The following is a 12,924-nucleotide window of genomic DNA, read 5'->3' on the forward strand; positions in this document are numbered from 1 at the left end:
TGCCGCCCGGGGGAAGGGCGGCGTCATGGGAATGAAAGGCACCATCGTGCTCGATGCGGTTGACGCGGCGCTCATGCGCGCGTTGCAGGGGGACGGCAGAGCGACGTTCCAAGCACTGGCCGACGGGGTCGGCCTGTCCCGAACGGCCGTGCGTGCCCGAGTCCGTCAGCTCGTGCAGTCAGGGGCGATCAGGATCGTGGGTGTTCTGCACGCCGGGGTCGTCGGTATGGAGGTCCTCGGCCACGTGTCCTTCAGGGTCAGCGGGCCGGTGGGTCCGCTGATGGAGGCCCTGGACGAGCGTGAGGCCGTGACCTTCGCCGCGCACTCGGCGGGACGCTTCCCCGCCGTCGCGCAGGTGCGGGTGGCCGACGACGGCGCGCTGACCAAGGAGTTGGCCGAGTTGCGCGCCCTGCCGGGGGTGGAGGGGGCGGAGGTCTTCCGCGCCAACGCCGTGTTCAAGGACGCCCACAGCAGCGTGCGGGAGCTGAGGGACGTGGAGCTGGACGCCCTGGACTGGCGGCTGGTGCGCCAGCTGCTCCGGGACGGCCGGGCCTCGTACGCGGACCTGGCGCGCCAGGTGGGGTTGTCCCAGGCGGCGGCCCGTTCCCGCGTCGTGCGGCTGCTCAACTCGGGCGTCGTGCACGTCACGGCGATCGTGGAGCCGTCGGCGGTGGGCGCCAACGAACAGCTCGGCTTCGGCCTGCGATGCCGCGGGGACGCCGAGACGGTCGGGGCGGCGCTGGCCAACATGCCCCGGGTGTCCTTCCTGTCCAGCGGCTTCGGGCGCTACGACGTCGTGGGGACGCTCACCGCTCCCGACCGCCACCACCTGGTGGAGTCCCTGGAGGCGGTCCGTGTCGCCCCGGGGGTCGCCCACGTGGAGACGTGGGACCACCTGTCGGTGCGCAAGGAGCGCCGCGGCGGCGAGCGGCCGGCGGGGTGGGTTTCGGTCTGAGGCCCGGCCGCGCCCGGCGCGTGCGGCTCCGGGGGCGTCCACGCGGGTCCGCGCGTTCGGCGCGGGCCCGAATGTAACCGCCGGTAACATTTTTACGTGTTTCCGGGACGTATGTCTTGCGTCACGCTTAAGTTACCCGTGAGTATAGAGACGGGTCGGCCCGAGCCGACCGCACCAGGCGCGGGTGTAGTGGGAGGCTGACGTGGCGCTTGCGAGGACGTTGACGGCGGTGGGCACGGCGGCACTGGCCAGGAACGGCGCACGGCCGTTCGGCACCCACCTGTTCTCTGTCTGGCCGGGAGCCGCGTTCGCCGCGACCGCCTTCCCGGTCCGCTGCGTCCCGGGGGACAACCTGGCCATCCACGTGGCCGTGGCCCAGGCCCCGACCGGGTCGGCACTGGTCGTGGACGTGGCGGGCGAGCCGGAGTACGGGTACGTCGACGAGATCATCGCCGTGGCCGCGCGCACGCGCGGCGTCGTCGGCATCGTCCTGGACGGCTGCGTACGCGACATCGCCGCCATCGCCCACAGCGAGCTGCCCGTCTTCGGCGCGGGGGTCGCCGTCCGCGAGGCCGGTCACGACGCCGGCGGCGCGGTCGGCCAGCAGATCACCATGTCGGCCGCCGGGGGCCCCGGCCCCCTGCCGGTGCGCCGGGGCGACTGGATCGTCGCCGACGACGACGGCGTCGTGTGCCTGCCGCGCGGCCAGGTGAGCGCGATCATCGCCGACACCGTCAGCGGGATCACGCGCGACCGCGCGCTCGTCGAGGCCGTGCACGCGGGCGAGAGCACCCTGGACCTCCTGGGCCTGGACCCCTCCCGGGTCACGGGCTGGGACGGCGCCGCCGACCACGGCGCGCGGCGCGGAGCCGGACGCGCGCGGTCCCGCACGACCCGCCTCGACCAGGCCGTGCGCGGCGCGGAGGGCCGTTCGGCGCCGCGGCCGGGCGTCGCGGCGTCGCGACGGGTCGCGGGCGACGTCTACGGCGGCGAGTGAGGCTCGCGGCGCGCCCTCGGGCGCGCGGCGTCGCGGCGGTCCCACGGCGTCGGACGAGGGCCCGGGTCCGGTCGGCGGGGAAGCGGACCGACCCGGGCCGTGACCCCGTGCGGCGGACGTGCTGAGAGGACGCCCCCGGGGACCTCGTGAGCGGAGACCGGTCCGGTCTCACTCCTCGGCGAGGGAGAGCAGTTCGTCGATGTAGCAGGTCGCCTCGCGGGCGGCCGCGGTCGCGTCGGCGGCGCGCACGGCCTCGACCAGCTTGGAGTGGTCGATGCCCTCGGAGGCCGAGGACGGCTGCCCCGTCGCCTCGTCGTTCTGTTCGTAGGCGGTGTGCGCGATGCTCGCGTAGACCACCTGCGCGATGTCGTCGTAGAGGTCGATGAGCAGGGTGTTGTGTGTGGCGTTCACCACCGCCCGGTGCAGGGTGAAGTCCGCCTCGACGAACGCGCTCATGTCGCGGGCCCGCCAGGCCTCCTCACGCAGGTCCATGGCGCGGTCGATGTCGGCCATGTCCTCGTCGGTGTGGCGCAGCGCGGCCAGGCGCGCGGCCTCGACCTCCAGCGCGCGGCGGACCTCCAGGTTCTCGCGCAACCGGGAGCGTTCCAGACGGCGGCGCAGGGCCCCGCCGAGTTCGCTGGAGGCGCGCACGAAGGTCCCCGCGCCCTGGCGGATCTCCAGCAGACCCGCGTGGGCGAGGGCGCGGACGGCCTCGCGGACGGTGTTGCGGCCGACCTCGAGCTGTTCGGAGAGCTCGGACTCGGTGGGGATGCGGTCGCCGACGCCCCATTCACCCGAGTCGATCTGCGCTCGTAACTGACTGATGACCTGGTCCACGAGACCGGTCCGGCGGGTTGAGGCGAGGGGCACGCGTTACCTCCTAGGGGCGGGTCGCCGGATGACAGGGCGAGTGTGCGTGTTCGGATCGGTTACGCGGGAGCTTAGACCAGTCGCGGCGAGGAATCGTCGGCGATCGGCAATGCGTTATCCTCATGAAGTACATCGGGTCATCCTATGAATCTGTGAGGCAGTTCTCATGAGCGCCGCACCAGCTCCCCCGACGACGTCGACGAGCGGTCACCCGACCAGGGAGACCGCTCCTTCGCGTCCCCAGTGGGCGGTTCCGCTGCTGGTCGCGGCCGGTATCGGACTGGCCGCGCTCAACCTGCGCACCGCGATCACCAGCGTCGGACCCGTGCTCGACGAGGTCACGGCGGGCCTGGGCATGACCGCCGTGGGCGCGGGCGTGCTCACCACGCTGCCCGTGCTGTGCTTCGCGCTGTTCGGCGGACTCTCCCCGACCCTCGCGCGCCGCCTGGGCGACCACCACCTCATGGTGTACGCGCTGGTGGCGCTCGTGATCGGTCTCACCGCCCGCGCCGCCGTCAGCGAACCCTGGCTGTTCCTCGCGCTGAGCGTCGTCGCGTTGGCCGGTGGCGCGATCGGCAATGTCATCCTTCCCGCTCTCGTCAAGCACCATTTCCCCGACCGGGTCGGCCTGATGACGACGGTGTACACCACCGCGCTGGCGGCGGGGACCGCGATCGCGGCGGCCGCCACCGTGCCGCTGGAGCGGGCCACGGGGGACTGGCGGATCGCCCTGGGCTCCTTCGCCGCGTTCGGGGTCGTGGCCCTCCTGCCGTGGCTGCTGGTCCTGCGGAACGGCCAGCGCGGCGGTCGCGGGGGCCGGGTCCTGGGCGTGCGGGACGTCCTGGGCACCGCCATCGGCTGGCAGAGCGTGCTGTACTTCGGGACGCAGTCGTCGATCGCCTACATCATGTTCGGCTGGTACGCGCAGATGCTCCGCGACCAGGGCATGGACGCCCAGAGCGCCGGGCTGGCCCTGTCCTACCTGACCACCCTGGGCATCCCGATGTCCCTGGTCCTGCCCACGCTGCTGACCCGCGTGCGCGACCAGAGACCCTTCGTCGGCGTCTTCGCCGTCGCCTACCTCATCGGGATCGGCGGAATGTGGTTCTCCCCCATGTCCGGGGTGTGGATCTGGACGACCTTCATCGGTGTGGGCATGGGCAGTTTCGTCTACGCCCTGACCGTCTTCGCGCTGCGCACCCGCACGGGCGAGGGCACCGCCGCGATCTCGGCGTCCAGCCAGAGCCTGGGCTACCTCATGGCGGGGGCCGGACCCTTCCTCTTCGGGTTGCTGCACGAGCTGTCCGGCGGCTGGCGTGCCCCGCTGCTCCTGGTGCTGGGTTTGGTCGTGGCGAACGCGGTCGTCGGCCTGCTGCTGGGCCGTCCCCGCTACCTGGAGGACGCCATCGCCGCGCGCTCCCGCGCCTGAGGCGGGGGCGCCGGGAAAACCAGCTGCGGGTCCGAGCCCGGACTCCCTAGGCTGACCGGCATGGACACCCGCGTCACCGCCCCCGAGCGGCTCGGAGAGACCGTACTGACCGACGGCCGTGTGCTGGCCTGGGCCGAATGGGGGCCGGGGGACGGCGTCCCCGTCCTGCTCGTGCCCGGGGCCGCCACGAGCCGGTCGCTGGGGATCGGCGCGGGCGCCGCCGAGGCGCTCGGTGTGCGCCTGGTCTCCGTCGACCGGCCCGGGCTGGGGGAGTCCTCCCCCGCGCCGGGTCGCACGTTCGCGGACTTCGCCGACGACGTCGCGGACCTCGCGCGGCGTCGTGGACTGGGCCGGCCGCCGGTCGTCGGGAACTCCCAGGGCGCGCCGTTCGCGCTGGCCTGCACCGCCGCGGGCGCCACGGGGGCGGCGGCTCTGGTGTCGGCGGCCGACGAGGTGGCCCACCCCGCCTTCGCCGACGCGCTCCCCGACGGTCTGCGCTCCCTGGTCGAGCGCACCGCCGCCGACCCGGAGGGCGCGGCGGAGTTCTTCCGCGGCCTGGGACCCGAGGCGATGTGGTCGATGGTCGCCGGTGGCGCACCCGACAGCGACCTGGCGGTCTACCGTTCCCCCGCGTTCGAGGCCGCCTACACGACCGCGCTGAAGGAGGGGTTCGCCCAGGGCGGCGACGGGTACGCCCGCGACACCGTGCTGGCGATGGGGCGGTGGCCCTTCGACCTCGCGGCCGTGACCGTCCCGGTCGACCTCTGGTACGGCGCCGAGGACACCGTGCACTCACCGGACAACGGGGCCACGCTCGCCTCGCGCGTCCCGGGCGCCGCGCTGCACACGGTCCCCGGGATCGGCGGAGCGGTGCTGTGGACGCACGCCGAGGCGATCCTGTCCGTCCTCCTGGAGCGGGACGGCGCCTGAGCGCGGGCCCGAGGTCGCAGCCTAGACGGGGAGCCAGTCGAGTCGGCCGATGAGGTGCACCGAGCCGACGAAGGCCACCACGTCGATGACCGTGTGCGCGACCACCAGCGGCATCACCCGCCCGTACCGGTGGTAGAACCAGCCGAAGACCGCGCCCATCACCAGGTTGCCGAAGAACATGCCCACGCCCTGGTAGAGGTGGTAGAAGGCGCGCAGGACCGAGCTGAGCAGGATCGCCCGCCACGGTGACCAGCCGAGCTGGCCCAGCCGGTGCAGCAGGTACCCGACCACGATCACCTCCTCCAGGACGCCGTTCTTGGCCGCCTGGAGCACCAGGACCAGGGTGTCCCACCAGTTGCCGTCGAGGGTGCTCGGATCGATGGTGACCGTCAGGCCGAGCCGCCAGGACACCACGTACACCATCAGCCCGCCCGAGCCGATCAGGGCGGCGAGCGCGGCGCCGCGCAGCAGGTCGGCTCCGGGGCGGCGGACGTCGAAGCCCACCGTGCGGGCGTTCTCGCCGGTGCGGTGCAGGAGATGGACGACGAGCAGGACGGGCGCGAGCGCGAACACCACGGCGTAGAGCTGGTAGGTCAGGTCCAGCCACGGCCGCTGGTCGGCGCGGGGACGCACCAGGGTCGCGGTCTGTTCCGCCAGGGACTCCGGCGCGGTCAGCACGCCGACGAAGGAGATGGTCGCCGACACCGCGGCCGCGCCGAGGGACAGGGCCAGGACGCACAGGACCTCCCAGCGCAGCAGGCGCGGGGAGGGGAGGGCGGCGGTGGCGGCCGCGGGCGCGTCGTTCGAGGTGGGTGCGGCGGGGGCGCGGGTCTCGTCAGTCACAGTGTCGACTCTAGGCGCGGGCGACCGGTCCGAGGGCCCGCCGAACACGGGAAGGGCCGTCGGCCGCGCGCGTGTGACACGGACCGCGCGTGGCCGACGGCCAGGGGGGACGGTCGTCCCGCCCCGCCCCAGCCACGAAAGCGGGGAGGGACGACCGTCGGGGAACGAAGACCAGCGTCAGTGAGCCGCTGAGAACTGGTCTTCCTCGGTGGAGCCGGTGAGAGCCGTGGTGCTGGCCTCGGGGGCGATGGTCGTGCTGATCGAGTCGAAGTAGCCGGTGCCGACCTCGCGCTGGTGGCGGGTGGCGGTGTAGCCCTGCGCCTCGGCGGCGAACTCGGCCTCCTGGAGCTCGACGTACGACGTCATGCCGTTCTGGGCGTAGCCCTTGGCCAGGTTGAACATCGAGTAGTTGAGCGAGTGGAAGCCCGCCAGCGTGATGAACTGGAACTTGTAGCCCATGTGGCCCAGCTCGCGCTGGAACTTCGCGATGGTCGCGTCGTCCAGGTGGCGCTTCCAGTTGAAGGACGGCGAGCAGTTGTAGGCGAGCATCTGGTCGGGGTACTCGGCCTTGATGCGCTCGGCGAACTGGCGGGCGACCTCCAGGTCCGGGGTCGCGGTCTCCATCCACAGCAGGTCGGAGTGCGGGGCGTAGGCCAGGCCGCGGGCGACGCAGGCCTCGACGCCGTTGCGGAAGCGGTAGAAGCCCTCGGCGGTGCGCTCGCCCGTGATGAAGGGACGGTCGCGCTCGTCGATGTCGCTGGTGATCAGGGTCGCGGCCTGGGCGTCGGTCCGGGCGATGACCAGGCTCGGGACACCGGCGACGTCGGCGGCCAGCCGGGCGGAGTTCAGGGTCTTGACGTGCTGGCCGGTCGGGATGAGGACCTTGCCGCCCAGGTGGCCGCACTTCTTCTCGGAGGCCAGCTGGTCCTCCCAGTGCACGCCCGACGCGCCGGCGGCGATCATGGCCTTCATCAGCTCGTAGGCGTTGAGGACGCCGCCGAAGCCCGCCTCGGCGTCCGCGACGATCGGCGCCAGCCACTCGGGGGCGCTGTCGTCGCCCTCGGCCCAGGTGATCTGGTCGGCGCGCAGGAGCGCGTTGTTGATCCGCCGGACGACGGCGGGGACGGAGTTGGCCGGGTAGAGGCTCTGGTCGGGGTAGGTGTGGCCCGACAGGTTGGCGTCGGCCGCGACCTGCCAGCCGGAGAGGTAGATGGCCTTCAGGCCGGCGCGGACCTGCTGGACCGCCTGGTTGCCGGTGAGGGCGCCGAGGCTGTTGACGTAGTCCTCGGTGTGCAGCAGGTCCCAGAGGCGCTCGGCGCCGCGGCGGGCCAGGGTGTGCTCCTCGGTGACCGAGCCGCGCAGCTTGACCACGTCGTCGGCGGAGTAGGTGCGCTCGATACCGGCCCACCGGGGGTTGGTCTCCCAGTCGCGCTGGAGTGCGGCGCTGGCTTCCTGACGTCGAGCGCTCGTGCCCATGTTCGATCCCGCCTTACGTGTAGTCCCCAAGGTGTTCGCACCGGTCGAGGGAGGTCCGGTCCAGGGCCGGGGGTGAGCCCTGGGCGGTAAGTTCCCCGCCGGTAACTATGATTCTTGGGCAAGATCCACGGGTTTTCCACCTGGATTCGTGCGAAGAAGCTTGATTCTTTCCGTACTATGAACGCATGGCGTACTTTGGTGCTGAAGAAATACCGTCTTTGACAGGTGACCTAGATCTCGTCACGTTCGGCCAGCGACTCCGTCATCTTCGCCGCGCGCGTGGAATGACCCTCTCTGACCTGGGAGAACGCGTCGGCCGTGCCCCCTCGCAGCTCTCGTTGCTGGAGAACGGCAAGCGCGAGCCCAAGCTCTCGCTCCTCACGTCCCTCGCCTCCGCCCTCAACGTCTCGGTCGAGGAACTCCTGTCCAAGCAGCCCCCGAGCCGCCGCGCGCAGCTGGAGATCGCGGTCGAGGAGGCCCAGCGCGACTCCCTCTACCAGGGGCTCAACCTTCCGCACCTGAAGGTCGGCAAGCGGGTCCCCAACGACGTGCTCGAACACATCGTGGGCCTGTACGACGAGCTCAAGCGGCGCAGCGCCAAGCCGACCGCCACCCCCGAGGAGGCGCGCCGGGCCAACGCCGACCTGCGTCGGCAGATGCGCGAGCGCGGCAACTACTTCGAGCACATCGAGAAGGCGGCCGCCGAGACCCTCACCGCCGTGAACTACACCGCGGGCGCCCTCTCCCAGGGCCAGATCCTGGCGATCGCCACCCACCACGGCTTCACCCTCAGATACGTGCAGGACCTGCCCCGCTCGGTGCGCTCCCTCACCGACCACGTCAACCGCCGCATCTACCTCAAGCGCGAGACGACGCTGGGCATGCACAGCCCCCGGACGATCCTGCTCCAGACGCTGGGCCACGTGATCCTGGGCCACCAGCAGCCGAAGGACTTCGGCGACTTCCTACGCCAGCGCGTCGAGGCCAACTACTTCGCGGCCGCGGTCCTCATCCCCGAGTCCACCGCCGTCTCCTACCTCCAGGAGGCCAAGCAGGCCCGCGACCTGTCGGTGGAGGACCTGCGCGACGTCTACTCCGTCTCCTACGAGATGGCCGCGCACCGGTTCACCAACCTGGCCCACCGGCACCTGGACCTGGTCTGCCACTTCATCCGCAACGACGAGACCGGCATCATCTACAAGGCCTACGAGAACGACGGCCTGGTCTTCCCCACCGACGACACCGGGGCGATCGAGGGCCAGCGCATGTGCCGCCAGTGGTCGGGGCGGCAGGTCTTCGCCTCGCCGGACCGCTACTCGATCTACTACCAGTACACCGACAAGCCCAACGGCACGCACTGGTGCGTGGCGCACGTCGACCCCAGCCGGGAGCGCAACTTCGCGATCACCCTCGGCGTGCCCTACAAGGAGTCGCGCTGGTTCCGCGGGCGCGAGACCACCAACCGCACCCAGTCCAACTGCCCGACGGGGGAGTGCTGCGTCCGTCCGCCCGCCGACCTGGCGGCCCGCTGGGAGGGCAACGTCTGGCCCTCGGCGCGCGCCCACTCCCACGTGCTGTCCGCCCTGCCCTCGGGGACGTTCCCGGGCGTGGACGAGCACGACGTCTACACCTTCCTGGAGAAGCACGGCGGGGACTGAGGGGCCGAGGCCAGGAGCGGGGGCGGTGCGCGCGGGGTGCGCACCGCCCCCGCTCGCGTGCGCCCCCGGTCCGGTCGCCGGTCGGCCCGTCGCCGCCGTCGGTGTCAGTCGAACCAGTCCGGATCGCCGGCCGCGATGAACTCCCCGAGCACGGCACGGTCGTGGAACGCCTCGCGCAGGAGTTCCCCCAGCCGGCGCAGGGCCTCCGCGTCCGTGCCGTAGGCGACGAACATCCCCGCCTCCGGGTCGTAGTTGACGCGGCCCTCCAGTTCCGGCGCGCGCAGGCGCACGGCCGACCGGGCCACGCCCTCCCACGCGTAGCCGCCGGCGTCGTAGCCGTGTTCCTCCAGGACGTCGCGCACCCCCAGCATGTCGGCGTCGGTGAGCATGAGGCAGTAGCTGCCCGGCCGGTGGTCGTACTCGAAGAACGACAGGGGGGCGAAACTCGTGCGATCGGTCATGGGCCGAATCTAGGGGGCGGCCCCGACACTCCGTCGCGTGTCCCGCCAGGGCCGGTGATTGTGCCCGCACAGCCTTACTGTTACCGTTGGTAACACATAACGGCCGACCCTCCTCCGGGAGGGACCACAGAAGGATGTAAGCGCATGAGTGAGGCCACCGCGCCCGCCTTCAGCCTGGAACTGAACGAGGACGTCCGCGACGTCCGGGACTGGACGCACGGGTTCGCCGCCGATGTCATCCGCCCCGCCGCCGCCGAGTGGGACGAGCGGGAGGAGACGCCCTGGCCGATCATCCAGGAGGCCGCCAAGATCGGCCTGTACTCCCTCGACTTCTTCGCGAACCAGTGGCTGGAGCCGAGCGGCCTGGGCGTCCCCGTCGCCTTCGAGGAGCTGTACTGGGGTGACCCGGGCATCGCCCTGGCCATCACCGGCACCGGCCTGGCCGCGGTGTCCGTGGCCGCCAACGGCACCCAGGAGCAGCTCCTGGAGTGGACGCCGCAGATGTTCGGCACGGCCGACGACGTCAGACTCGCCGCCTTCTGCTCCTCCGAGCCCGACGCGGGCAGCGACGTCTCGGCGATCCGCACGCGGGCGGTCTACGACCAGGCCAAGGACGAGTGGGTGCTCAACGGGACCAAGACGTGGGCCACCAACGGCGGCATCGCGGACATCCACGTGGTCGTGGCCTCGGTGGAGCCCGAGTTCGGATCCCGCGGGCAGGCGACGTTCATCGTGCCGCCGGGGACGCCGGGGCTGAGCCAGGGGCAGAAGTTCGCCAAGCACGGCATCCGGGCCTCGCACACGGCCGAGGTCGTCCTGGAGGACGTGCGTGTCCCGGGGGCGTGCCTGCTCGGGGGCAAGGAGAAGCTCGACGAGCGCCTCGCCCGCGCCCGCGAGGGGAAGCGCTCCAAGGGCCAGGCCGCGATGAAGACCTTCGAGGCCTCGCGTCCGACCGTCGGGGCGATGGCGGTCGGCTGCGCCCGGGCCGCGTACGAGTACGCGCTGGAGTACTCGACGCAGCGCGAGCAGTTCGGCCGTCCGATCGGCGACAACCAGGGGGTGGCCTTCCTCCTGGCCGAGATGGCCACCCGGATCGACGCCGCGCGCCTGCTGGTGTGGCGGGCCGCGTGGATGGCCCGCAACGACAAGGACTTCGACCACGCGCAGGGCTCGATGTGCAAGCTCTACGCCAGTGAGACGGCCACGTTCGTCACCCAGAACGCCGTGCGCATCCTGGGCGGGAACGGCTACACCCGCGAGTACCCGGTGGAGCGCTGGCACCGCGACGCGACCATCTTCACCATCTTCGAGGGGGCCAGCGAGATCCAGAAGCTCATCATCGGCCGCGCGATCACCGGCCTGCCGGTCCGCTGAGTCCTTCGCAGGTCAGAACCCGTGCGCCAGGGGGAACCCGACCGTGACGGTGAGCCCGCCCCCGGGCCGGGGCAGCGCCGACACGGTGCCGCCGTGCGCCTCGGTGATGGACCGGACGATGGACAGCCCCAGGCCGCTGCCGGGGCGGTCGCGGTGCAGGCGGGCGGCGTCACCCCGGTGGAAGGGCTCGAACAGCACGTCGGCGTCGCGCACCCGCGGGCCGGTGTTGGCGACCCGCAGCACGGCCCGGCCGGCGACCGCGCGCACCTCCACCCGCACCCACCCGCCGTCCTCCCCGTCGATGTTGTGCAGCAGGGCGTTGTCCACCAGGTTCCGGGCCAGGTGGGCCAGCAGGACCGGGTCCCCGTCGACCTCGGCGGGCTCGACCGACAGCTTCAGCGCCACCCCCCGGGCGGCGGCCGCGTCGGTGTGCGAGGCGACGGCGTCGCCCGCGACCTCGGCGAGGCTCACCGCCTCGGCGCCGGTCAGGCCGCGGTCGGACCGGGCGAGCAGGAGCAGCCCCGCGATGAGCCCCTCGCTGCGCTCCACCGAACCCAGCACCCGTGCGAAGGTCGGCCGCAGATCCTCGGGCACCCGCCCCTGGGACAGCGGCACCTCCAGGGCGGCGCGCTGGACGGCCAACGGGGTGCGCAGCTCGTGCGAGGCGTTGGCGACGAACCGGCGCTGGCTGTCGAAGGCCCGCTCCAGACGGGCGAGCATGCCGTCGAAGGTGTCGCCGAGCTCGCGGAACTCGTCGTCGGGTCCGGTCAGCGCCAGACGGCTGTGCAGGTCGTCCTCGGACAGGGTGCGGGCGGTCTCGGTGACCCGGCGCAGCCGCCGCAACGGGCGGCCCGCGATGAGCCACCCGGCCAGGGCGGCCAGCACCGTCACCCCGCCCAGCACCAGGGCGGAGGTGAGCAGCAGGTCCGACAGCACGGCGGAGCGGTAGGACACCAGCAGGTCCTCGACCGCCTCCTGCGCCTGCCCGGCCTCGCCCCCCTGGACGGGCGACGCCTGGACGGAGACCGTGTCCGCGTCCAGGGTCTGGAGGGCCACCCCCTCGACGGTCGTGGCCAGGCCCACGCCCCGGTCCTCCAGACTGGCCGACACGATCCCGTAGTTCACCCCCAGCAGCACCACCCCGCCGAGCACGAACACCGCCGCGTAGACCAGCGCCAGCCGGGTGCGCAGGGTCAGCCCGTTCACGCCCCCTCCCCGGTCCGGACCCGGTACCCCTGCCCGGGGACGGTCTCGATCACCGGCGGGTCGCCGAGCTTGCGCCGCAGCCCGTGCACCACCACCTTCAACACCCCGCTGAACGGGTCGAGATGGGCGTCCCACACCTTCTCGATCAGGCGGACCGCCGACAGCGGCGCGCCCTCGGCGCGCAGCAGCTCCTCCAGGACCCCCAGCTCCTTGGGCGAGAGCGCCAGCTCCCGGCCGTCGCGGAACGCGGTCCGGCGCACGGTGTCCACCTCCAGCCCGGCCGCGCGCAGCAGCGGCGGGGCGGCGGGCCGGGCCCGCCGCCCCAGCGCCCGCACCCGGGCCACCAGCTCCGCGTACGCGAAGGGTTTGGCCAGGTAGTCGTCGGCCCCCAGGTCCAGCCCGGCCACCCGGTCCTCCAGGCACCCGGCCGCGGTGAGCATGAGCACCCGGGCGTGCACGTCCGGGTCGTCCACCAGGCGGCGGCACACGCGGTCGCCGTGCAGGACGGGCAGGTCCCGGTCCAGGACGATCACGTCGTAGTCGTGCACCGTGGCCGTCTCCCAGCCGGTGGCGCCGTCGTGGCACACGTCCACGGCCATGCCCTCGCCGCGCAGCCCCTCGGCCACGGTCCGGGCCAGCGACGGCTCGTCCTCCACCACCAGAACCCGCACGGAACTCCCCCTCGCGACCGGTAACCCTCTGACCGGCGAGTATGCACCCGCAGG

The 12,924-nt window shown here is 72.4% G+C and carries 12 protein-coding genes; 6 read left to right on the forward strand and 6 right to left on the reverse strand.

Going from position 1 to position 12,924, the window contains the following annotated elements:
* The first annotated feature begins 46 nt into the window (after positions 1–46).
* A complete protein-coding gene (locus AB0I72_RS24465) occupies positions 47–955 on the forward strand; it encodes an Lrp/AsnC family transcriptional regulator (RefSeq protein ID WP_358572603.1) in 909 nt (302 codons plus the stop codon).
* Between the two features lie 229 nt (positions 956–1,184).
* Positions 1,185–1,952 (forward strand): RraA family protein, encoded by a 768-nt coding sequence (locus AB0I72_RS24470; RefSeq protein WP_358572748.1) that lies wholly within the window; start codon positions 1,185–1,187, stop codon positions 1,950–1,952.
* 168 nt (positions 1,953–2,120) lie between these two features.
* On the opposite strand, the gene AB0I72_RS24475 is transcribed toward AB0I72_RS24470, so the two are convergent.
* On the reverse strand, positions 2,121–2,822 hold the full coding sequence (locus tag AB0I72_RS24475) for a FadR/GntR family transcriptional regulator (protein WP_358572605.1): 702 nt from the start codon (positions 2,820–2,822) through the stop codon (positions 2,121–2,123).
* A 166-nt stretch (positions 2,823–2,988) separates the two neighbouring features.
* Between AB0I72_RS24475 and AB0I72_RS24480 the strand changes: the two genes are divergently transcribed.
* A complete protein-coding gene (locus AB0I72_RS24480; RefSeq protein ID WP_358572607.1) occupies positions 2,989–4,251 on the forward strand; it encodes an MFS transporter in 1,263 nt (420 codons plus the stop codon).
* A gap of 60 nt (positions 4,252–4,311) precedes the next feature.
* Complete coding sequence (locus tag AB0I72_RS24485; protein WP_358572609.1) at positions 4,312–5,181, forward strand: alpha/beta hydrolase; 870 nt, start codon at positions 4,312–4,314, stop codon at positions 5,179–5,181.
* 21 nt (positions 5,182–5,202) lie between these two features.
* Here the strand turns inward: AB0I72_RS24485 and AB0I72_RS24490 are convergent, their stop codons facing one another.
* Positions 5,203–6,024, reverse strand: a complete 822-nt coding sequence (locus tag AB0I72_RS24490; protein ID WP_358572611.1) for a CPBP family intramembrane glutamic endopeptidase — start codon at positions 6,022–6,024, stop codon at positions 5,203–5,205.
* Positions 6,025–6,201: 177 nt separating this feature from the next.
* A complete protein-coding gene (aceA, locus tag AB0I72_RS24495; RefSeq protein ID WP_358572613.1) occupies positions 6,202–7,500 on the reverse strand; it encodes an isocitrate lyase in 1,299 nt (432 codons plus the stop codon).
* Between the two features lie 218 nt (positions 7,501–7,718).
* On the opposite strand from aceA, the gene AB0I72_RS24500 reads away from it, so the two are divergent.
* Positions 7,719–9,158 carry a helix-turn-helix domain-containing protein gene (locus AB0I72_RS24500; RefSeq protein WP_358572615.1) on the forward strand — a complete coding sequence of 480 codons (1,440 nt, stop codon included), beginning with the start codon at positions 7,719–7,721 and terminating at the stop codon, positions 9,156–9,158.
* Between the two features lie 104 nt (positions 9,159–9,262).
* Here the strand turns inward: AB0I72_RS24500 and AB0I72_RS24505 are convergent, their stop codons facing one another.
* Positions 9,263–9,619: an immunity 51 family protein gene (locus AB0I72_RS24505; protein WP_358572617.1), complete on the reverse strand. Its 357-nt coding sequence runs from the start codon at positions 9,617–9,619 to the stop codon at positions 9,263–9,265.
* Between the two features lie 144 nt (positions 9,620–9,763).
* Between AB0I72_RS24505 and AB0I72_RS24510 the strand changes: the two genes are divergently transcribed.
* On the forward strand, positions 9,764–10,993 hold the full coding sequence (locus AB0I72_RS24510; RefSeq protein WP_358572619.1) for an acyl-CoA dehydrogenase family protein: 1,230 nt from the start codon (positions 9,764–9,766) through the stop codon (positions 10,991–10,993).
* A 12-nt stretch (positions 10,994–11,005) separates the two neighbouring features.
* Here the strand turns inward: AB0I72_RS24510 and AB0I72_RS24515 are convergent, their stop codons facing one another.
* Both AB0I72_RS24515 and AB0I72_RS24520 read right to left on the reverse strand, forming a co-directional pair.
* Positions 11,006–12,199, reverse strand: a complete 1,194-nt coding sequence (locus AB0I72_RS24515) for a HAMP domain-containing sensor histidine kinase (protein WP_358572621.1) — start codon at positions 12,197–12,199, stop codon at positions 11,006–11,008.
* Positions 12,196–12,870: a response regulator transcription factor gene (locus tag AB0I72_RS24520; protein WP_358572623.1), complete on the reverse strand. Its 675-nt coding sequence runs from the start codon at positions 12,868–12,870 to the stop codon at positions 12,196–12,198. Before AB0I72_RS24520 ends, AB0I72_RS24515 begins: the two co-directional genes overlap by 4 nt.
* Positions 12,871–12,924 lie beyond the last annotated feature (54 nt).

Origin of the sequence: Nocardiopsis sp. NPDC049922 (genome assembly GCF_040660275.1) — a bacterium.
GTDB lineage: Bacteria > Actinomycetota > Actinomycetes > Streptosporangiales > Streptosporangiaceae > Nocardiopsis.